The sequence below is a fragment of the Enterobacter cloacae complex sp. 402C9 genome (assembly GCF_050030745.1).
GTDB lineage: Bacteria > Pseudomonadota > Gammaproteobacteria > Enterobacterales > Enterobacteriaceae > Enterobacter > Enterobacter intestinihominis.
The window spans coordinates 2,087,918-2,107,952 of the sequence record NZ_JBLGUW010000001.1 but is presented as its reverse complement, the minus strand read 5'-3'; the positions used below and the strand labels follow the sequence as shown (position 1 = coordinate 2,107,952).

The 20,035-nt window shown below is 55.9% G+C and carries 23 protein-coding genes and 1 pseudogene; 15 read left to right on the top strand and 9 right to left on the bottom strand.

The features are described 5' to 3' along the window. The first annotated feature begins 17 nt into the window (after positions 1 to 17). The 4 genes from osmX to clcB all read left to right on the top strand — a co-directional run bounded on the left by osmX (position 18) and on the right by clcB (position 4,136). Positions 18 to 917, top strand: a complete 900-nt coding sequence (gene osmX / locus ACQG1K_RS10115) for an osmoprotectant ABC transporter substrate-binding protein OsmX (RefSeq protein ID WP_017694085.1) — start codon at positions 18 to 20, stop codon at positions 915 to 917. Positions 918 to 925: 8 nt separating this feature from the next. Continuing rightward, positions 926 to 1,573 (top strand): osmoprotectant ABC transporter permease OsmW, encoded by a 648-nt coding sequence (gene osmW / locus ACQG1K_RS10110; protein WP_063148135.1) that lies wholly within the window; start codon positions 926 to 928, stop codon positions 1,571 to 1,573. Then, entirely contained in the window at positions 1,573 to 2,721 is a 1,149-nt protein-coding gene (gene osmV, locus ACQG1K_RS10105) for an osmoprotectant ABC transporter ATP-binding protein OsmV (protein ID WP_022647969.1), read from the top strand. The genes osmW and osmV overlap by 1 nt, the downstream gene beginning before the upstream one ends. Before the next feature lie 104 nt (positions 2,722 to 2,825). Next, complete coding sequence (gene clcB / locus ACQG1K_RS10100) at positions 2,826 to 4,136, top strand: voltage-gated ClC-type chloride channel ClcB (RefSeq protein ID WP_367075172.1); 1,311 nt, start codon at positions 2,826 to 2,828, stop codon at positions 4,134 to 4,136. Here clcB and bioD read toward each other — a convergent pair. The 3 genes from bioD to ACQG1K_RS10085 all read right to left on the bottom strand — a co-directional run bounded on the left by bioD (position 4,071) and on the right by ACQG1K_RS10085 (position 7,145). Further along, the gene (gene bioD, locus ACQG1K_RS10095; RefSeq protein WP_426760322.1) at positions 4,071 to 4,766 is read right to left on the bottom strand and encodes a dethiobiotin synthase; all 696 of its coding nucleotides are present in this window, start codon (positions 4,764 to 4,766) and stop codon (positions 4,071 to 4,073) included. The two genes, clcB and bioD, sit on opposite strands and share 66 nt — an antisense overlap. Before the next feature lie 131 nt (positions 4,767 to 4,897). Then, positions 4,898 to 6,118 carry a sugar metabolism global transcriptional regulator Mlc gene (gene mlc, locus ACQG1K_RS10090; protein ID WP_367075176.1) on the bottom strand — a complete coding sequence of 407 codons (1,221 nt, stop codon included), beginning with the start codon at positions 6,116 to 6,118 and terminating at the stop codon, positions 4,898 to 4,900. A gap of 121 nt (positions 6,119 to 6,239) precedes the next feature. After that, positions 6,240 to 7,145: a LysR family transcriptional regulator gene (locus ACQG1K_RS10085; protein ID WP_367075178.1), complete on the bottom strand. Its 906-nt coding sequence runs from the start codon at positions 7,143 to 7,145 to the stop codon at positions 6,240 to 6,242. A gap of 121 nt (positions 7,146 to 7,266) precedes the next feature. Here ACQG1K_RS10085 and ACQG1K_RS10080 point away from each other — a divergent pair, with 121 nt between their 5' ends. From ACQG1K_RS10080 to ACQG1K_RS10060, 5 genes are all read left to right on the top strand, one after another. After that, positions 7,267 to 8,520, top strand: a complete 1,254-nt coding sequence (locus ACQG1K_RS10080; RefSeq protein ID WP_022647964.1) for an MFS transporter — start codon at positions 7,267 to 7,269, stop codon at positions 8,518 to 8,520. 74 nt (positions 8,521 to 8,594) lie between these two features. After that, positions 8,595 to 10,079 (top strand): carboxypeptidase M32, encoded by a 1,485-nt coding sequence (locus tag ACQG1K_RS10075; RefSeq protein WP_023299993.1) that lies wholly within the window; start codon positions 8,595 to 8,597, stop codon positions 10,077 to 10,079. Positions 10,080 to 10,227: 148 nt separating this feature from the next. Further along, positions 10,228 to 10,533, top strand: a complete 306-nt coding sequence (gene asr, locus ACQG1K_RS10070; RefSeq protein WP_022647962.1) for an acid resistance repetitive basic protein Asr — start codon at positions 10,228 to 10,230, stop codon at positions 10,531 to 10,533. A gap of 92 nt (positions 10,534 to 10,625) precedes the next feature. Beyond that, the gene (locus tag ACQG1K_RS10065) at positions 10,626 to 10,709 is read left to right on the top strand and encodes a hypothetical protein (RefSeq protein ID WP_057979992.1); all 84 of its coding nucleotides are present in this window, start codon (positions 10,626 to 10,628) and stop codon (positions 10,707 to 10,709) included. A 102-nt stretch (positions 10,710 to 10,811) separates the two neighbouring features. Continuing rightward, entirely contained in the window at positions 10,812 to 11,633 is an 822-nt protein-coding gene (locus tag ACQG1K_RS10060; protein WP_426720868.1) for a trypsin-like serine peptidase, read from the top strand. A 5-nt stretch (positions 11,634 to 11,638) separates the two neighbouring features. Here ACQG1K_RS10060 and mdtI read toward each other — a convergent pair whose 3' ends face one another. The 3 genes and pseudogenes from mdtI to ACQG1K_RS10045 form a co-directional block, all read right to left on the bottom strand. Then, positions 11,639 to 11,968 carry a multidrug/spermidine efflux SMR transporter subunit MdtI gene (gene mdtI, locus ACQG1K_RS10055; protein ID WP_022647960.1) on the bottom strand — a complete coding sequence of 110 codons (330 nt, stop codon included), beginning with the start codon at positions 11,966 to 11,968 and terminating at the stop codon, positions 11,639 to 11,641. Further along, positions 11,955 to 12,317: a multidrug/spermidine efflux SMR transporter subunit MdtJ gene (mdtJ, locus tag ACQG1K_RS10050; RefSeq protein ID WP_032622197.1), complete on the bottom strand. Its 363-nt coding sequence runs from the start codon at positions 12,315 to 12,317 to the stop codon at positions 11,955 to 11,957. The genes mdtI and mdtJ overlap by 14 nt, the downstream gene beginning before the upstream one ends. 117 nt (positions 12,318 to 12,434) lie before the next feature. Next, positions 12,435 to 12,605: pseudogene (locus ACQG1K_RS10045) on the bottom strand (hypothetical protein). Positions 12,606 to 12,737: 132 nt separating this feature from the next. On the opposite strand from ACQG1K_RS10045, the gene ACQG1K_RS10040 reads away from it, so the two are divergent. Then, positions 12,738 to 13,778, top strand: coding sequence for an AI-2E family transporter (locus ACQG1K_RS10040; RefSeq protein WP_367075181.1), 1,041 nt, complete (start codon positions 12,738 to 12,740; stop codon positions 13,776 to 13,778). Here the strand turns inward: ACQG1K_RS10040 and ACQG1K_RS10035 are convergent. After that, on the bottom strand, positions 13,775 to 14,722 hold the full coding sequence (locus ACQG1K_RS10035; RefSeq protein ID WP_367075183.1) for a zinc-dependent alcohol dehydrogenase family protein: 948 nt from the start codon (positions 14,720 to 14,722) through the stop codon (positions 13,775 to 13,777). The genes ACQG1K_RS10040 and ACQG1K_RS10035 overlap by 4 nt on opposite strands. Further along, a complete protein-coding gene (locus tag ACQG1K_RS10030) occupies positions 14,715 to 15,749 on the bottom strand; it encodes an LLM class flavin-dependent oxidoreductase (protein WP_023299989.1) in 1,035 nt (344 codons plus the stop codon). Before ACQG1K_RS10030 ends, ACQG1K_RS10035 begins: the two co-directional genes overlap by 8 nt. A gap of 208 nt (positions 15,750 to 15,957) precedes the next feature. Here ACQG1K_RS10030 and yajD point away from each other — a divergent pair, with 208 nt between their 5' ends. Then, the gene (gene yajD, locus ACQG1K_RS10025; RefSeq protein ID WP_426720869.1) at positions 15,958 to 16,305 is read left to right on the top strand and encodes an HNH nuclease YajD; all 348 of its coding nucleotides are present in this window, start codon (positions 15,958 to 15,960) and stop codon (positions 16,303 to 16,305) included. Positions 16,306 to 16,372: 67 nt separating this feature from the next. Here yajD and ACQG1K_RS10020 read toward each other — a convergent pair whose 3' ends face one another. Further along, positions 16,373 to 16,819, bottom strand: coding sequence for a hypothetical protein (locus tag ACQG1K_RS10020; RefSeq protein ID WP_367075185.1), 447 nt, complete (start codon positions 16,817 to 16,819; stop codon positions 16,373 to 16,375). A gap of 255 nt (positions 16,820 to 17,074) precedes the next feature. Between ACQG1K_RS10020 and ACQG1K_RS10015 the strand changes: the two genes are divergently transcribed. The 4 genes from ACQG1K_RS10015 (at position 17,075) to pqqC (ending at position 20,035) form a co-directional block, all read left to right on the top strand. Further along, entirely contained in the window at positions 17,075 to 18,094 is a 1,020-nt protein-coding gene (locus ACQG1K_RS10015; protein ID WP_038415974.1) for a dipeptidase, read from the top strand. Positions 18,095 to 18,232: 138 nt separating this feature from the next. Further along, on the top strand, positions 18,233 to 18,304 hold the full coding sequence (gene pqqA, locus ACQG1K_RS10010; protein ID WP_002905689.1) for a pyrroloquinoline quinone precursor peptide PqqA: 72 nt from the start codon (positions 18,233 to 18,235) through the stop codon (positions 18,302 to 18,304). A gap of 55 nt (positions 18,305 to 18,359) precedes the next feature. Further along, the gene (gene pqqB, locus ACQG1K_RS10005; RefSeq protein WP_038415973.1) at positions 18,360 to 19,277 is read left to right on the top strand and encodes a pyrroloquinoline quinone biosynthesis protein PqqB; all 918 of its coding nucleotides are present in this window, start codon (positions 18,360 to 18,362) and stop codon (positions 19,275 to 19,277) included. A 2-nt stretch (positions 19,278 to 19,279) separates the two neighbouring features. Beyond that, complete coding sequence (pqqC, locus tag ACQG1K_RS10000; protein WP_023306095.1) at positions 19,280 to 20,035, top strand: pyrroloquinoline-quinone synthase PqqC; 756 nt, start codon at positions 19,280 to 19,282, stop codon at positions 20,033 to 20,035.

Below are 20,035 nucleotides of genomic sequence, written 5' to 3'. Positions count from 1 at the left end.
TATAACAAGGAGCTTCTATGAGACTGTTTTCCGGCCTGACGGCGCTGTGCGCCGCCGCGCTCTTCACCAGCCAGGCGCTCGCCGCGCCGCTGATCCTGGCAACAAAGAGCTTTACCGAGCAGCACATTCTCTCGGCCATGACCGTACAGTATCTGCAAAAGAAAGGATTTCAGGTGCAGCCGCAGACTAATATTGCGACGGTGATTTCCCGTAACGCGATGATTAACAAGCAGATTGATATGACCTGGGAGTACACCGGCACGTCGCTGATCATCTTCAACCATATCAACAAACGCATGTCGCCGCAGGAGTCATACGAGACGGTGAAACGCCTCGACGCAAAGCACGGTCTGGTGTGGCTTAAACCTGCCGATATGAACAATACCTATGCCTTTGCCATGCAGCGCAAGCGCGCCGAGGCTGAACATATCAATACCATGTCTGAGATGGTGGCAAAGATTGAGCAGATCCGTAAAACCGATCCAGATAACAACTGGCTGCTGGGCCTTGACCTGGAATTTGCCGGGCGTAGCGACGGGATGAAACCGTTGCAGGCGGCCTACAACATGGAGCTGGACCGCCCGCAGATCCGCCAGATGGATCCGGGGCTGGTCTATAACGCGGTGCGCGACGGGTTTGTCGATGCCGGGCTGATCTACACCACCGACGGGCGCGTGAAGGGCTTCGATCTTAAAGTGCTGGAAGACGATAAAGGCTTCTTCCCGAGTTACGCCGTGACGCCAGTTGTTCGAAAAGACACGCTGGAGGCTAACCCGGGGCTGGAGGAGGCGCTGAATACCCTCTCAGCCCAGCTCAACAACGACGTTATCACCGAACTGAATAAGAAGGTGGATATCGACCATCAGTCACCGCAGCAGGTCGCCCGTGATTTCCTGCGTAGCAAACAGTTGCTGTAGGAGGCGCTATGGAGACGATTCACTATATTCTCGACAACTGGGACTATCTCTTAACCCTGACGCTGCAACACCTCTGGCTGGTGGCACTCGCCGTGGGCATGGCGATTGTTATTGGCGTGCCGCTGGGCATTTTAATTGTCCGCCATAAATGGCTGGCAACGCCGGTGCTGGGGATTGCCACCATTGTGCTCACCATCCCGTCAATTGCGCTTTTCGGCCTGATGATCCCGCTCTTTTCGCTGATCGGTCAGGGCATTGGCGCCCTGCCCGCGATTACGGCGGTGTTCCTCTATTCACTGCTGCCGATTGTGCGCAACACCCACACGGCGCTCGACAGCCTGCCACCCGGCCTGCGCGAAGCGGGACGCGGCATCGGCATGACCTTCTGGCAGCGTCTGCGCTGGGTGGAAATCCCAATGGCGCTGCCGGTCATTTTTGGCGGCATCCGCACCGCCGTGGTGATGAACATCGGCGTCATGGCGATTGCTGCCGTGATTGGCGCGGGCGGTCTGGGCCTGCTGCTGCTTAACGGTATTGGCGGGAGTGATATTCGTATGTTAATTGCGGGCGCGCTGATGATTTGTCTTTTAGCGATTGTGCTCGACTGGTTGCTGCACCGTTTGCAGGTGGTACTGACTCCGAAGGGGATTCGATAATGATAAAACTGGAAAACCTCACTAAACAATTTTCACAGAAGCACGGCCAGACGTTTAAGGCCGTCGACAACGTCAACCTGAACGTGCCTGAAGGGGAAATGTGCGTGCTGCTCGGCCCGTCCGGCTGCGGGAAAACCACTACCCTGAAGATGATTAACCGTCTCATTACGCCAAGCAGCGGGACGATCCTGATTAACGGCGAAGACACCAGCGGGATGGACACCGTGACCCTGCGCCGCAACATTGGCTACGTGATCCAGCAGATTGGCCTGTTCCCGAACATGACTATCGAAGAGAACATTACCGTCGTGCCGCGCATGCTGGGCTGGGACAAAGCGCGCTGTAAATCCCGTGCCGAGGAGCTGATGGATATGGTGGCAATGGATCCACATAAATTCCTTCACCGCTATCCGCGCGAAATGTCCGGCGGTCAGCAGCAGCGTATCGGCGTCATCCGCGCGCTGGCAGCGGATCCTCCAGTCCTGCTGATGGATGAACCATTCGGCGCGGTTGACCCGATTAACCGTGAGGTGATCCAGAACCAGTTCCTGGAGATGCAGCGCAAGCTGAAAAAGACCGTGATGCTGGTGAGCCACGATATTGACGAAGCGCTGAAGCTGGGCGACCGTATTGCCGTCTTCCGTCAGGGGCGTATTGTTCAGTGCGCCAGCCCGGACGAGCTGCTGGCGAAACCCGCCAATGAGTTTGTCGGCTCGTTTGTTGGTCAGGACCGGACGTTGAAACGCCTGCTGCTGGTATCCGCGGGCGACGTCACCGACCAGCAGCCGACGATTACGGTACGCGAATCGACGCCGCTGCCAGAGGCCTTCGCCACCATGGATGACAACGATATTCGCGCCATTACCGTGGTTGATGATCTCGGCAAACCGCTGGGCTTTGTGAAGCGCCGCGAAGCGCGTAATGCCAGCGGCAGCTGCGGTGATATTCTGCATCCGTTCCGCATGACAGGAAAGGCCGAGGATAACCTGCGCGTGGTGCTTTCTCGCCTGTATGAGAGCAACACCAGCTGGATGCCGATTGTGGACGAGGACGGACGCTATAACGGCGAGATATCCCAGGATTATATTGCGGAGTATTTGAGTTCCGGGCGTACGCGCCGGGCATTGAATATTCATAGCGAGAGTTAAGCATTCAGGCCGGGTACTGCCCGGCCTTTTTCCGCACGCATACCTTTTGCTAACCTCACGTTTTCCCGCCACAATATCGTATCGTCCCCGTTAATCACGACTTCATGCAACGTCTTCACGCATACCCCGACATCCGCGCGATGTTTCGCCGTCTCCTGATTGCTACCGTCACCGGCGTGCTGGCAGCGCTGGCCGTTGCGGTGTTCCGCCACAGCATGTATCTGCTGGAGTGGTTGTTTCTCAGCAACGAAAGCGGAAGCCTGGTGAACGCCGCTGCCGCGTTATCGCCCTGGCGGCGGGCGCTCACGCCTGCGCTGGGTGGTCTGGCCGCGGGAGTGCTACTGTGGGGATGGCAGCGCATGACGGCACAACGTCCCCACGCCCCGACCGATTATATGGAGGCGCTGGAGACGGGTGATGGCCAGTTTGATTACGGCGCCAGCCTGGGGAAATCCCTCGCCTCGTTGCTGGTGGTCGCCAGCGGCAGCGCCATCGGCCGGGAAGGCGCCATGATCCTGCTTGCCGCCCTCGCTGCCTCCTTTTTTGCACAACGTTGTACGCCGAAATCCGAATGGAAACTGTGGATCGCCTGCGGTGCCGCCGCCGGGATGGCCAGCGCCTATCATGCGCCGCTGGCGGGCAGCCTGTTTATCGCAGAGATCCTGTTTGGCACACTTATGCTGGCCTCCCTCGGCCCGGTGGTGATTGCCGCTGTGGTGGCTCTGCTGACCACGCGCCTGTTAAGTCCCGGCGCGAATACACTTTATGATGTCCATCTCAGCGAGATGCTTACGGCGGTGGATTATTTCCTGATCGTTGGCGTGGGTCTGCTGGCTGGCGTTTGCGGCCCGCTGCTGATGTGGCTGATGGCGGCCAGCCACAGGCTGTTTCTGCGTCTCAAACTTTCACCGCCGTGGCAGCTGGCGCTGGGGGGGCTGATCGTCGGGCTGCTGTCGCTGCTGACGCCGAAGGTATGGGGGAATGGCTACAGCGTGGTTCAGGCGTTTTTGCAGTCGCCGCCGCTGCTGTCGGTAATTGCCGGCGTCTTTATCTGCAAGCTCCTGGCGGTGCTGGCAAGCAGCGGGTCCGGCGCACCGGGAGGCGTGTTTACGCCAACCTTGTTCGTTGGTATGGCAACGGGAATGCTGTTTGCGCAGATCTTTGCGCTGTGGTTTCCTGGCTCTGAGACGGCGATCCTGCTTGGGCTGGCGGGTATGGCGACGCTGCTCGCCGCCACAACGCATGCGCCAATCATGTCGGCCTTGATGGTATGTGAGATGACCGGGCAGTATTTTTTACTTCCCGGTTTGCTGGTTGCCTGTGTTGTGGCGTCGGTATTGTCGAGAACGCTACGCCACGACTCGATCTACGGCCAGCATACCGCCGAAAGCCGAGAGATCGATATAGTGCGCTAATTCGCGCTGCTCGGCGCGGGGCAGATAAGGCAGTTCGCCTGCCAACGGGCCAGGCAGCTTTTTGCTCAGCACGTCGATGATTTCTGCGTAGTGCGCAAGGCCCGGGTTAATACGGTTCGCCACCCAACCAATCAGTGGCAGGCCGTCATTAGCGATAGCCTGCGCCGTCAGCAAGGCATGGTTGATGCACCCTTCCTGAATGCCCACGACCATAATCACCGGCAGCTGCTCCTGCACCACCCACTCGGAAAGGGGACGTAAATCGTTCATCAGGCTGCGCCAGCCACCGGTCCCTTCAACGACAACGTGATCAACCTTTTCACTCAGATTTGCCAGGCCATCAGAAAGCAGGCTGTAGTTGATAAGCCCACTGTGAGCGACGCTGCTTTCCTCTTCGCTTAACGCGATAGGATTGACGGCATCATAAGGCAGTTCCAGAGACGAGACGCTTTGCAGAATCAGGGCGTCCTTATTGCGCAGCCCTTCTGGCGTCTCTTTACTGCCTTTTGCTACCGGCTTGTATCCTGCAACGCGTTTACCGCTTGCCGCCAGGGCCTGAAGTAACGCGCGGGATATGACGGTCTTCCCGACAGACGTATCCGTACCAGTAATAAAGAAACGCTTAAGCATGACTCATTCCACCTCTTGGGTATGCTTCAAAAAATATAAACCAGGTAAATAATTCAGTGGGGAAAGTCTACGGGAAGCGTGCGCTACCCGGCTTGAGATAGCGCAATTTTTCGTACATCTATGGAAAAGAGTTAGCCCTGAAGCAAACGAATCAGTAACGAGCCGTTGTACATCGCATCTTTTACCAGCGCGGCGCCAGCCATCGTACCCTGGTTGGAAAATTGCGTACTTTCGACCACGATGTTTTTACTATACGCGGGAAGCGCCTGCTGGTTGATGCAGGCGGAAATTGCCGGAAAGAGGATATCCGCCGCCTGGCTGAGCGGGGAGCCGATCAGTATTTTTTGCGGGTTAAACAGGTTCACCATAATGGCCAGAATGCGCCCGACATTATTGCCCACGCCGGTAATGATGTCCTTCGCCAGCAGATCGCCCTGTCTTGCCGCTCTGCACAATGCTTCGACGCTCAACGGTTGACCGTGCAGCGTGGAGCTCATTGACTGGCTGAGCCGCACCTGCGCCAGCTCCAGCACGCTTTCGACGCTGGCAATCGTCTCCAGACAACCATGATTACCGCAGTAGCAGCGTTTTCCGTACGGATCGACCTGCGTATGGCCAATCTCCACCAGGCTACTGCTGCCAGCATGCAACAGACGCCCGTCGGTGATCACACCTGCGCCAACGTTATGATCAATCACCACCTGAATCACGTCGCGCGCGCCCCGGGAAGCGCCAAACAACGCCTCCGCCATCGTCCAGGCGCTGATATCATGCTGAATGTAGACCGGCACACCGGTGTGGTTTTCCAGCACGTCGCCCAGCGGCATCTCTTTGACGTTTTCATAAAACGGCATGCGGTGCACAATGCCATTTTCGGTATCAATAATTCCCGGCAGGGTGATCGCAATCGCCGTTAAACGTTCAAGGCGCTGCTGGTGACGAATAAAGAACTGGTCGATGTGGGTCAGAATGGCATCGAGAAGTGGTTGCTCTGCATCGAGCGGGAGTTCCAGCCGGTCTTCCACCACCAGCTTGCTGCTGAGGTCGCGCAGCGCGAGGAAGATTTCCCCGCGGCTAATTCGCAGCGACAGGTAGTGCCAGGCTTCCGTTTCCACCACCAGCCCTACCGCCGGACGGCCACGACTGCCCGGCTCCTGAATTTCTGTCTCCTGAACCAGATGGGCTTCCAGCATTTCGCGGACAATCTTGGTAATACTGGCGGGTGCCAGTTGTGCCAGGCGCGAAAGATCGATACGCGAAACCGGACCCAGCTGATCAATCAGGCGATAAACGGCGCCCGCGTTGGTCTGCTTGATCTGATCGATATGCCCTGGCTGACTATCAGCAACCACCTCGTACTCCCTTATTTTCGAGCTTCGAAATAAACTGAGGGCTATGGTGAAGCACTTCAATGGCTGACGTCAAATTTTTACTTAGCCATGTGATTTACTGCACATTTTCGCCCGCTTTTCCCTATAAATAACGCCCGTGAGAAGCGGTAATTAATTGTTCTTTGAAACGCTGTGCCGCATGGCTCTGTTCATGATGTTTAGACCACACCAGCCACATCTCTGAGACTGCATCCTGCTCGGCTATCTTCACCCAGCGCATTTCCGGCAATTGTACCCGTTTAAACGAGGCCGGGAGAATCGACACGCCAAGCCCTGCGGCAACGAGACCAATGATCGTCATGGCTTCCCCCACCTCCTGCGCGATAGTCGGGACAAGGCCATATCGCCGCATCAGACCAAGAATATCGTCATACAACCCGGTACCCACCTGTGGGTCAAAAAAGACAAATGGCTCTTTCGCCAGTTCAGCCAGCGTGACGCTGTGCTGCGCGGCGAGCGGATGATCCCGGGGGATCATCGCCATCAGCGGTTCGCGGAGGATCACCTGCCACGCCAGGGTATCAGGCAACTGCGTGTTACGCATTAGCCCCAGGTCGAGCGATCCTTCATTAAGCGGCGATATTTGCTCCCGGGTATTTATTTCGCGCGTCTGAATATGCACATCCGGAAAGTTACTGCGAAACGAGGATAGCGTTTGTGAAACAGCGCTGATGAAGGGGGCCGACGAGGTAAACCCGATGCGCAGCTCTCCCGTCTCCCCGAGATGAAGCCGTTCCGCTCTGGCGGCGGCGTCCACCACCATACTCAGGATCTGTCGGCTATCGGCGAGAAACTGTTTTCCCGCCGCCGTCAGGCTCACGCTGCGGTTGGTTCGCGCCAGCAAACGCGCCCCAACCTGCTGCTCAAGGATCTGGATCTGGTGGCTCAGCGGTGGCTGGGAGATATTCAGCCTTGCCGCAGCACGACCAAAATGGAGCTCTTCAGCGACGGCGACAAAATAGCGCAGATGGCGCAGCTCGATATTCATATTTTTAAAGTATCATTTGAGATTATTAATATATTAGACAGAATATTTACATTTTCCTACCCTAATCTTGTGGTCATACCCGTCACCAGAAACCACGGGGAAGTTTAAGCAAGGATTATGTGTGAGCCGTACAACGACCGTTGATATCGCGCCGGCCAGCGACATTGATGATTTACCCGCAGTACCGCAGCCGGTTCAGTTTATAAAACGTGGTACCCCCCAGTTTATGCGCGTCACGCTGGCGCTCTTTTCAGCGGGTCTCGCCACTTTCGCCCTGCTCTACTGCGTTCAGCCGATCCTGCCGGTTCTGTCGCATGAATTTGGCGTGTCGCCAGCCAGCAGCAGTATTTCGCTCTCCATTTCAACCGGGATGCTGGCGATCGGTCTGCTGTTCACCGGGCCACTTTCAGATGCCATCGGGCGTAAGCAGGTCATGGTAACGGCGTTAATGCTGGCCTCCGTGTGTACCTTGCTTTCCACCATGATGACCAGCTGGCACGGCATTCTGGTCATGCGCGCGCTGATTGGGTTATCCCTCAGCGGCGTGGCGGCGGTCGGGATGACCTATCTCAGCGAGGAGATCCACCCGAGTTTCGTGGCCTTCTCCATGGGGCTGTACATTAGCGGGAATTCTATCGGCGGGATGAGCGGACGCCTGCTCAGCGGTGTGTTTACCGATTTCTTTAACTGGCGCATTGCGCTGGCCGTAATCGGCTGCTTCGCCCTCGCTTCGGCGCTAATGTTCTGGAAAATCCTGCCGGAATCGCGCCATTTCCGCCCGACTTCTCTGCGTCCGAAAACACTGTTTATCAACTTCCGTCTGCACTGGCGCGACAAAGGTTTGCCGCGACTGTTTCTGATGGGATTCCTGCTGATGGGGTCATTTGTCACGCTGTTTAACTATATTGGCTACCGGCTGATGCTCTCGCCGTGGCATCTTAGCCAGGCATTGGTGGGTTTGCTCTCTGTGGCGTATCTCACCGGGACATGGAGTTCGCCAAAAGCGGGCGCCATGACCGCGCGCTTCGGCCGTGGTCCGGTGATGCTGGTGTCCACAGCTGTGATGTTGTTCGGACTGCTGATGACGCTTGTCTCTTCCCTGTGGCTGATTTTTGCCGGAATGCTGCTCTTCTCTGCGGGCTTCTTTGCCGCGCATTCCGTTGCCAGCAGCTGGATTGGCCCACGCGCGCGCCGCGCTAAAGGTCAGGCTTCGTCACTGTATCTGTTCAGTTACTATCTTGGTTCCAGCATAGCCGGTACGCTCGGCGGGGTGTTCTGGCATAACTACGGCTGGAACGGCGTGGGCGGATTTATCGCGCTGATGCTGTGCGCGGCACTGCTGGTGGGCGCGAGCCTGCATAAACGACTGCATTAACATTCAGCCCTCTTCGTGTTTAAATCGAGCCGATGCTAATTTTTGTCATCGGCTGATTCAGACACGAGGACTTCATGAAAAACAATAACTATCAACAACTCACCCGCACCTTCCAGCGTCTCTCCCGCTTCTCTCACCTCTCCTCCATCGCCAGCTGGGACATGTTTACCATGATGCCGCCCGGCGGCAGCGCCGCGCGCGGTGAAGCGCTGGCGGAGATGAGCGTCCTGCAACATCAGATCCTGACCGATAAAAAAGTGGGTGAATGGCTGGCGGCGGCAGCAGAAGAAGATCTGAACGACGTTGAGCAGGCCAACCTGCGTGAAATGACGCGCCACTACCAGCAGGCCACTTTACTGCCGGAATCGCTGGTAGAGGCCAAATCGCTGGCGGGCAGCAGGTGTGAACACGCCTGGCGTACTCAGCGTCCGGCCAACGACTGGCAGGGCTTTTCAGCCAACCTGAAAGAGGTGGTGAAACTCAGTCGTGAAGAGGCCCGCCTGCGCGCCGAGGCTAAAGGCTGCACGCCTTACGACGCGCTGCTGGATATCTTTGAACCCGACATGACCAGCGCTCGCCTGGATGTGCTGTTCGGCGATCTGAAGTCCTGGCTGCCGGAGCTGCTGGCAAAGGTTGTGGAAAAACAGGCTCAACGATCGTTCGTTCCGCCACAGGGTCCCTTCCCCACCGCCACCCAGCGCGAGCTGGGCCTGGAAGCGATGAAAATGCTTGGCTTCGATTTTAACGGCGGTCGTCTGGACGTTAGCGCCCACCCGTTCTGCGGCGGCGTTCCGGAAGATGTGCGTATCACCACGCGTTACGATGAAGACGAGTTGCTCAGCGCGCTTTTCGGCGTGATCCACGAAACCGGACATGCCCGCTACGAGCAAAACCTTCCGCGAGCGTGGGCCGGCCAGCCCGTTGCGCTGGCGCGCTCTACGGCGATCCATGAATCCCAAAGTCTGTTCTTTGAAATGCAGCTGGGCCGCAGTGAGGCTTTCCTGAAGCATCTGCTTCCGGCGGTCCATGCCCGTTTCGGCAGCCAAGCGGCATTCAGTGAAGATAATTTTATTGCCTGGAATCAGCGCGTGAAACCGGGCTACATCCGCGTTGATGCAGATGAAGTGAGCTATCCGGCGCATGTGGTATTGCGCTATGAGATTGAGCGCGCGCTGATCAATGGCGAAATCGAAGTGGATGATATCCCCGCGTTATGGGATGAGAAAATGCAGGCCTGGCTTGGATTATCCACCAAAGATAACTACCGCAACGGCTGTATGCAGGACATCCACTGGACCGACGGCGGTTTTGGCTACTTCCCGTCTTACACGCTGGGGGCAATGTATGCGGCACAGCTGTTTCATGCCGCCAAAACTGCGCTGCCCGGGTTGCAGGCATCCATTGCCGGGGGCGATTTCTCGGCGCTGTTTGACTGGCTGCGTCAGAATATCTGGCAGCACGGCAGCCGTTTCAGCACGTCGCAGCTCATCACCCAGGCCACGGGTGAAGATCTGAATATCCGCTACTTCCGCGAACACCTGACGTCCCGCTACCTGTAACCAAACGCGCCGGGGGCCACCCCGGCGTTGTACATATGGTTACACGCCGATACCAATCACTCACGGAAACCCCGAATTTACAGGGATATAGTTATTTCAACGGCCCCGCAGTGGGGTTAAATGAAAAACCAAATTCGAGGGTATGAAAATGAAAAAAGTATTAGCTCTGGTTGTTGCCGCTGCTATGGGTCTTTCTTCCGCTGCATTCGCGGCTGAAACTACCGCCACCGCAGCGCCTGCGGCATCCACTGCTGCTCCGGCCAAAACGGTTCACCATAAAAAACATCACAAAGCGGCTAAACCAGCGGCAGCACAGAAAGCGCAGGCCGCGAAAAAGCACCACAAAAAAGCGGCAAAACCTGCGGTAGAGCAGAAAGCCCAGGCGGCTAAAAAGCATCACAAAAAAGCGGCAAAACACGAAGCGGCTAAACCTGCTGCACAGCCAGCAGCGTAAGAGTACAAGCTTAACCGTGCCCTTCGGGGCACGTTGGTAAACCGGCGCTGAACGGGATTGCGGTCAGCGCCGTTTTTTTATCCGGAGGGCGTATGCTGCGGCGCTATCGGTTTGAGTTCATTCTTATCCTGCTAATTTTATGCGCGCTCATCGCCAGCCACTTTTATCTTTCCTGAATGTAGCACGCTGATTTTACTCCCACTTTCTCGCCGTCGCGTCTATAGTATTTTCATAGGGTTCACTTTTAATAATCATAATTACCCCCACCAGAGTGTGATATGCGTAAATCTGTTGTGTTGTTACTGGGAACGTTTAGCCTTTTTGCAGGCTTTTCACATGCGGATGAGGGCGACGATGACGCCATCAGCGCCAAAGAGGTAAAGACGCTGTTTTTTGGTCATGACGATCGTACGCGTGTCACCGATCCTACCGAAGCGCCCTGGGATGCCATCGGGCAACTGGAAACCGCCAGCGGCAATCTATGTACCGCAACTCTCGTAACGCCACGCCTTGCGCTGACGGCGGGTCATTGCCTGTTAATGCCGCCCGAAGGCAAACCGGGTAAAGCGATCGCCCTGCGCTTTGTCTCGCAGAAAGGGATTTGGCGCTACGAAATTCACGGTATTGAGGGGCGGGTGGATCCGTCGCTCGGGAAACGCCTGAAACCGGATGGCGATGGATGGATTGTGCCGCCCGGGGCGGCATCCTGGGATTTCGGTCTGATCGTTTTACGTTATCCGCCGTCCGGGATCGCTCCGCTACCGCTCTTTGATGGTGACAAAGACGCGCTCACCGCCGCCCTGAAAGCCGCCGATCGAAAAGTGACGCAGTCAGGCTACCCTGTTGATCACCTCGATTCGCTGTACACCCATACGGACTGCGTGGTGACGGGCTGGGCGCAAAACAGCGTGCTTTCGCATCAGTGCGATACGCTACCGGGTGATAGCGGATCGCCCCTGATGTTAAAAACCGTTAACGGCTGGCAACTGATTGGCGTTCAGAGTTCTGCTCCGGCAGCGAAAGACCGCTGGCGCGCCGATAACCGAGCGTTAGCGGTGACCGGTTTTCGCGACCGGCTGGAAGCCCTGGCGCAGCAGTAGGTCACTCAGGCCAGTTTAATCATGATCATGCCAGCGAGCAGTAATACCAGCCCTATCCAGCCTTTATGGTTTAAACGCTGCCCGAACATAATCCAGCCTGCCGCCAGGGTGGCGGCAATACCGAAGCCGCCCCACAGCGCGTAGGCCACGGAAAGATCGATGCCTTTCACCGCCTGCGACAGGGCGCTAAACGCCCCCAGAACCGCGGCAATCGATAACAGGCCGTAGGCTTTGCGACGAAAGCCGTCGGAGAACTTCAAAAAGACGTTCGCAATAATTTCCAGAACGATGGCGAAAGCCAGCCAGGCCGCGTGGATCCATTCAAACTGCTGCATGGGTCTGCTCCTTCTGCTGTTTGGCTGGTTTGCGCGTACCCGATTTAATCAGCACGATACCTGCGACCAGGGTCGTCAGCCCGGCAATTTTCATTGTCGTCAGGGTTTCATCAAATATCATGACGCTGAACAGCGTGATCAATAAAATACCAACACCTTCCCACAAAGCGTATGCCACGCCCAGCGCGATTTTTTTAACCGCGAAAGAGAGGAATATATAGGAAAGTGTAATCATGACCAGCATCAAAATAAATCCGGTGTTGCCGTCACTCACGCTCGCCCATTTCATCGACAAGGTGCCGGTAATTTCAGCAACGATAGCCAGAGCTAATAAAATCCAGTAAAACATGTTTTTCTCCTGCTTGAGAATATAATCCATCGAGGCTCGCTGCGAACAGCAAACCAAAAAAGTGGGAATTAAATCAGTTAGCTAAGCGCATAGCGCCAGCTCAGGCAGAAGACGTGACTATAGCGCGGAACGCCAGTGTTGTTCACCGGAAAGCGTGCAGAGGGAGGTAGAAAACAGAGCAGAGTTGTTTGAAAAATACGTCCTGAACAAATTGTCCATAAAATTACAATTATCCGCGGTGTTGCTTCTCGTCTTTGCGGATGAAAATTGTCCTCAGTAGTTGAACACGCCTGATTTGTATCATAAGCCAGGAATTTACTTAAAGCCTTTTCATTTCTTTACCCAGTCTGTTTGATTTTGGTTAGTTTTTTTAATCCGCTTTCCCCTCTATTATAAATAAAAAACTGTTCAGGAACGTCCATGGCCAAACCCATTATCACCCTCAACGGGCTTAAGATCGTCATCATGCTGGGCATGCTGGTGATCATTCTGAACGGCGTTCGTTTTGCGGCCGATATCATCGTGCCCTTTATCCTGGCGCTTTTTATCGCGGTGATCCTCAATCCACTGGTGCAGCGAATGGTGCGGCTGCGCATCCCGCGTGTGCTGGCGATAAGCCTGCTTATCAGTATTATTATCGTTGCGATGGTGCTGTTAGTCGCCTATCTGGGAACCTCCCTGAACGAGCTGGCGCGGACGCTGCCGACATACCGCTCTTCCCTGGCGACCCCGCTGCTGCAAATTGAACCCTGGCTGCAACGCGCGGGTATCGAAGTCTCGGTTGAGGAACTGCTTAAATACATCGATCCGAATGCCGCCATGACGATTGTCACCAGCCTGCTGGCACAGCTCTCCAACGCCATGACCTCGATTTTCCTGCTGTTCCTGACGGTTGTGTTTATGCTGCTGGAAGTTCCACAGCTGCCTGCAAAACTCCAGCACATCATGGTGCGTCCGGTAGAGGGAATGGGTGCTATTCAGCGCGCGCTCGACAGCGTTTCACGCTATCTGGTGCTGAAAACGGCCATCAGCCTCGTGACGGGATTAGTGGTCTGGGGGATGCTCGCCGCGCTGGATGTGCGTTTTGCCTTCGTCTGGGGGCTGCTGGCCTTTGCGCTCAACTATATTCCTAACATTGGCTCCGTGCTGGCGGCGATCCCCCCTATCCTTCAGGTGCTGGTTTTCAGCGGTTTGTATGATGCCCTGATTCTGCTGGCAGGCTATCTGGTGATTAACCTTGTCTTCGGGAACATTCTCGAACCACGGATAATGGGACGCGGGCTGGGGCTTTCAACTCTTGTTGTGTTCCTGTCCCTGATTTTCTGGGGCTGGCTGCTCGGGCCTGTCGGCATGCTGCTCTCCGTTCCGCTGACAATTATTGTCAAAATTGGCCTGGAGCAGACCGCCGGTGGACAAAGTATCGCTGTACTGCTGAGCGACATGAGCCATAAGGCCGATTAATTGTCCATCGACAGCATAGGCTTGCCCGTTCTTCCCGCTTCGCGGTAGTTGCCCACTGCCCGCTGCCATTCCGACAGCGGGTAGAGGGTAACATCGCTGCACTGGCTGGCGCGCAGTTTAGGCCAGATGCGCCGAAACTCCGCCTGCCACGCCTCAGCGCTCAGCGCGTCCAGATAGTTACGAATGTGAAACCACGCCACGCGCGGCAACGGCCGCAGCTGCCGGAAGGTCTGCCCGGAGAGTAGCCCGTAGCAGACAAAGGTACCGGTTTCGGGCATCACGCTCAGGATCGCCTCCGCCAGGCTGCCGCCCGTGGCGTCGTACACCACCTCCGCTTGCGCGGCGGCAGCGTTGACGGCGGCCGTATCATCTTGCGCAATCGGGACGATCCCCATTTCAGCCAGACGTTGAGCGTGCACGGGCGAGCGATGGATCCCGTAAACCGCCTCTGCACCCGCCTGGCGTGCCCATTGCCCGAGCAGAACGGCGCAGTCAGAACCGGCAGCGGTGAGCAGCACCGTTTTCCCGATCGGAGGATAGCGGTCCAGCATCATCTGAGCGGCAAGCGGGTTGATATACGCCCGCGCGGCAAGAAGCGAGTCGACGTCGTCCGGGACGGGAACCGCATACGCCACCGGGCAGTCGACATAGCGCTGCCAGGTTCCCTGCCCCCGTAACGGCAGAACCCGCTTGCCCAGCAGCGCCGGGTAAGCGGCGGGCGTTTCGGTCACTATTCCGACCCCTTCATAACCGGCTATTGCGGGCAGCGGCGTGCGATGGCGATATGCCCCGGTGATGGGGATGAGATCGGAGGCGTTCACCGGAGAAAAAAGCATGCGCACACGTATCTCTCCCGGCTGTCGCGGTGACAATGGTGTGGTTTCCGCTTGCAGTACCGATTCAGGCTCACCAAACCGGCGATACCAGAGGGCCAGATTACGCATTGCGATCGCGCCATCCCATTTCCGGTGCGACATGTTTCAGGATGGACTCGATCACATGTGCGTTGTATTCCACGCCCAGCTGATTCGGCACGGTAAGCAACAGCGTATCCGCTTCCGCGATCGCTTCATCCTTTCTCAACTGTTCAATCAGCTTGTCTGGCTCTGCGGCATAGCTGCGTCCGAAAATGGCCCGCGTTTTCTCATCCAGATAGCCAACGCTGTCGCTCTCATTGCGGCTTGAACCGAAATACATCCGGTCGCGATCGTCCATCAGGGCAAAAATACTGCGGCTGACCGAAACGCGTGGCTGACGGGTATGCCCTGCCTCGGCCCAGGCCTGTCGGTAGGCACGGATCTGTTTTGCCTGCTGAATATGGAACGGCTCGCCGGTTTCATCATCTTTCAGCGTTGAGCTTTGCAGGTTCATCCCCAGTTTTGCCGCCCATACTGCCGTTGCATTGGAGCCAGCCCCCCACCAGATACGATCGCGTAAGCCCTCTGAATGCGGCTCCAGACGCAACAATCCCGGCGGGTTTGGGAACATCGGCTGTGGGTTAGGCTTCGCAAACCCTTCACCGCGTAATACATCAAGCAGTACCTCAGTGTGACGGCGCGCCATATCAGATTCGTTTTCCCCGTCCTGCGGCACGTAACCAAAATAACGCCAACCATCAATCACCTGCTCCGGGGAGCCCCGGCTGATACCAAGCTGTAATCGTCCACCGGAGATGAGATCTGCCGCGCCAGCATCTTCCGCCATATACAGCGGATTCTCGTACCGCATGTCGATCACGCCCGTACCGATTTCGATGCGTTTGGTTTTCGCGCCTATCGCAGCCAGCAAGGGGAATGGCGAACTGAGCTGGCGGGCAAAGTGGTGCACGCGGAAATAAGCCCCGTCCGCGCCCAGCTCTTCAGCGGCGACAGCCAGATCGATGGACTGCAGCAGCGTGTCAGCTGCGGTTTGCGTGCCGGACTGGGAAGACGGCGTCCAGTGACCAAACGACAAAAATCCGATCTTTTTCATAGTGGAGTATCCTGATAAAGCATTGCGTTATCCCTACTCTACGCATTAACCGATGAGAATAAATGGTGATTATTTAACGGAATGCTTCAAATAAACTGACAGAAATACGCAAATCGCACGCTGCCTTCCCGCAGAGGAGGCATTCTCCTGGCATCTCAAAATGGGATATAGTGTGAACTGTTCTCTTTTTTAACAGGTAACATCAGCAATGGCTCTGATCCCCAAAAACTACGCACGGCTGGAAAGGGGCTACCGTGAAAAAGCGCTAAAAATTTACCCGTGGGTCTGTGGACGCTGCTCGCGGGAGTTTGTGTATTCGAATCTTCGTGAACTCACGGTCCACCATATCGACCACGATCACACCAATAATCCGGAAGATGGCAGTAACTGGGAGTTGTTGTGCCTGTTTTGCCATGACCACGAACACTCAAAGTACACCGAAGCGGATCAGTATGGCACCACCGTTGTCGCAGGTGAGGATGCGCAAAAAGACGTGGGTGTCGCCACGTTTAACCCCTTTGCCGATCTCAAGGCGATGATGAACAAGAAGAAGTAATATCTGCAGCTTTACTGCCCATACCTGCCGTATGGGCAGTCAGAAAGATAAAGGTAATGTATTCCTGTCACAGATTGAACAAGGAGACGGCCTTAATATCGGCTTCAGGATTCACGCGTTTTACAACCTCTAAAAACGCAGCAAAGTTTTGATTAAACACCGTCAGATTATTATAAAATTGCACCTGTTTTTCACGGGCTCCCTCAAGATAGCTCACAGACCAGATCCGCCTGTTATTTACCACTGTCGAGCCCGGCTTAATTTTTACGATAGCCGCCAGCTCAATTTTACGGGTGACGCTATTTATGACCTCGTATAAATACTGCTCATCATAAAAGTAGGTTTTACCTGACGATCCGCCAAACCAGGAAGGATGGGTAGAGATTTTTTTCATTCCCCGGCTGTCGGCAACGATGCGCTTTGGATGCCGAATACGCCTGATGAAAAAGCGCATCAGCATAATCAGTGCCGTGAAAAACAGCACCACGAAAATAAAATTAATGCTCTCCCGCATATTTCGTTACCTGCCACGCATAACTCAAAGTGGCGAAGTATAGCGTAGCCCTGTAGCTCAGGGAACGTACGCGATGCAATCGCAGATGGAACGGGAAATGCTCTTACCTCGCCACGCAACATGATGTGCGGATCTCCTCACGGTTAAGTGATATTAACAATTGCTGCTAAGTTGTAAGTTTCTCCTTGCCGGACAGGACAAATCAGTTATCGTGCCAGGCAACTTTTTCAGCAATAAAAAACAGTGGGATGCGCTATGGCGATTTTTGATGGTCACAATGACCTGTTGCTTAATTTATGGCTTCACCATCGCCAGGATCCGGTAACGGCCTTCTTCTCCGGCATTGAGAACGGACACCTCGATTATCCGCGCATGCAGCAAGGCGGATTTTCCGGCGGGCTGTTCGCGCTGTTCGTGCCGCCGCAGGAGTATATCGCCCGCATGGCGCCGCACTACGCCAGCGAGCCGTGGCAACCGATCGACATTCTCTGGCAGCAGTTGACGATCCTCAAGCAGCTTGTCGCACACTCCGATGGGCGGGCGCGATTGTGCCTGAGCGCGGCAGATATCGAACGCTGCCGTCAGGATAAGGTGCTGGCGATGGTGGCGCATATTGAGGGTGCGGGCGGTTTTGACGGCGAGGGTGGCGATCTACAGGCTTTCTATGCCGCTGGCGTGCGCAGCATTGGGCCTTTCTGGAACATTGCTAACCGTTTTGGCACCGGCGTTAACGGGGCTTTTCCCGGCAGCCCGGACAGCGGCCCAGGGCTTACAGCAGAAGGTATCGCCCTTATTAAGCACGCTAACGCCCTGAACATGCTGATTGACGTTTCTCATATGAATGAAAAGGCGTTCTGGGATACTGCTCGTCATTCCTCTTCACCGCTGGTCGCCACCCATTCCAACGCCCATACGCTGTGCCCGCAACCGCGTAATCTGACCGATCGGCAACTGCTGGCTATCCGCGACAGCGGCGGCGTGGCAGGGGTCAATTTCGGCAACGCCTTTCTGCGCGCCGACGGTAAACGCGATAGCGATACCCCGCTGAGCACAATCGTTCGCCATATCGACTATCTTATTAACATCATGGGCGAAGATCATGTTGCGCTGGGCTCCGATTTTGACGGCATCACGTTACCTGATGATTTGCATGATGTGAGTGGTTTACCGCGGCTAATCAGCGCGTTGCGTGACAGCGGCTATGATCAATTTGTGCTGAATAAGCTGCTGTGGGGCAACTGGCAAAAGGTATTGCAAAATGTTTGGCAACAATAGGTTACGTTGTAAACATTACGTTAATTCCTTACATCTTTCGGGTTGAGCTTTGCCCCACTGTGACGCATTATTTGATGACCATCACAAAACTGGCACAAACAATGGTGTTGGTGCTGCATTTTTAAAGAGGAAAATACGATGTGGAAGAAACCTGCTTTTATTGATTTACGTCTTGGCCTGGAAGTGACGCTGTACATTTCCAACCGCTAATCGCTCAGCCCGCCATCCGTGCGGGCATTTTTGTTTTACTACCTGGCCTATCTTCATGTTTATTAAAGTCCTCGGTTCCGCCGCCGGCGGCGGTTTCCCTCAGTGGAACTGTAATTGCGCCAACTGTCAGGGTTTGCGCAACGGTACCCTTCAGGCGACCCCCCGCACCCAGTCGTCGATCATCGTCAGCGATAACGGCGAAGAGTGGATACTGTGTAACGCCTCGCCCGATATCAGCCAGCAGATTGCCCATACGCCAGAATTGAATAAGAAAGAGGTTCTGCGCGGCACGCATATTGGCGGCATTATTCTCACCGACAGCCAGATTGACCACACCACCGGGCTGCTCAGCCTGCGCGAGGGGTGTCCGCATCAGGTATGGTGTACGCCGGAGGTGCATGAAGACCTTTCCAGCGGATTCCCGATTTTTACCATGCTCCGGCACTGGAACGGCGGCCTGATTCATCATCCGATCGCACCGCTCGCCGCCTTTAGCGTGGAAGCCTGCCCTGATTTGCAGTTTACCGCTGTCCCCATCGCCAGTAACGCACCGCCCTATTCGCCGTGGCGCGACCGCCCGCTGCCGGGGCATAACGTGGCGCTGTTTATCGAAAACCGCCGCAACGGTCAGACGCTGTTCTACGCGCCGGGTCTCGGTGAACCCGATGACGACATCCTGCCGTGGCTTAAAAAAGCGGACTGTCTGCTGATTGACGGCACCGTCTGGCAGGACGATGAACTGCAGGCCGCTGGCGTCGGGCGCAATACCGGCCGCGATATGGGCCATCTGGCGCTCGGCGATGAACACGGCATGATGGCGCTGCTGGCCTCACTGCCGGCAAAGCGCAAGATTCTGATTCACATTAATAACACTAACCCGATCCTTAACGAGCAGTCGCCGCAGCGTCACGCCCTCACGCAGCAGGGAATTGAAGTGAGCTGGGACGGGATGACCATCACGCTTCAGGACTAACTATGCACATTCGTGAAACGCTCTCGCCGCAAGAGTTTGAACACGCCCTCCGGGCGAAAGGCGCCTACTATCATATTCACCATCCGTACCATATCGCGATGCATAACGGCGAGGCCAGCCGCGAGCAGATCCAGGGCTGGGTAGCGAACCGGTTTTACTACCAGACGACGATCCCGCTGAAAGACGCGGCCATTATGGCGAACTGCCCGGATCCGCACACGCGTCGAAAATGGGTGCAGCGGATCCTCGATCACGACGGCAGCAACGGTCATGACGGCGGGATCGAAGCCTGGCTACAGCTGGGCGAAGCCGTAGGGCTTAGCCGCGACGACTTAATCAGCGAACGCCACGTGCTGCCCGGCGTCCGTTTCGCCGTGGACGCTTACGTTAACTTCGCCCGCCGCGCCAACTGGCAGGAGGCGGCATGCAGTTCGCTCACCGAACTGTTTGCCCCGCAAATTCATCAGTCGCGTCTCGACAGCTGGCCGCAGCACTATCCGTGGATCAAAGAGGAAGGCTATTTTTATTTCCGCAGCCGCCTCAGCCAGGCCAGCCGCGACGTTGAACACGGTCTGGAGCTGGCGAAGAGTTACTGCGATAGCGCAGAAAAGCAGAATCGGATGCTGGAGATCCTTCAGTTCAAACTCGATATCCTGTGGTCGATGCTCGACGCGATGACCATGGCCTACGCGCTACAGCGTCCGCCTTATCACACGGTCACCGACAAAGCGGCCTGGCACACAACCCGACTGGTATAA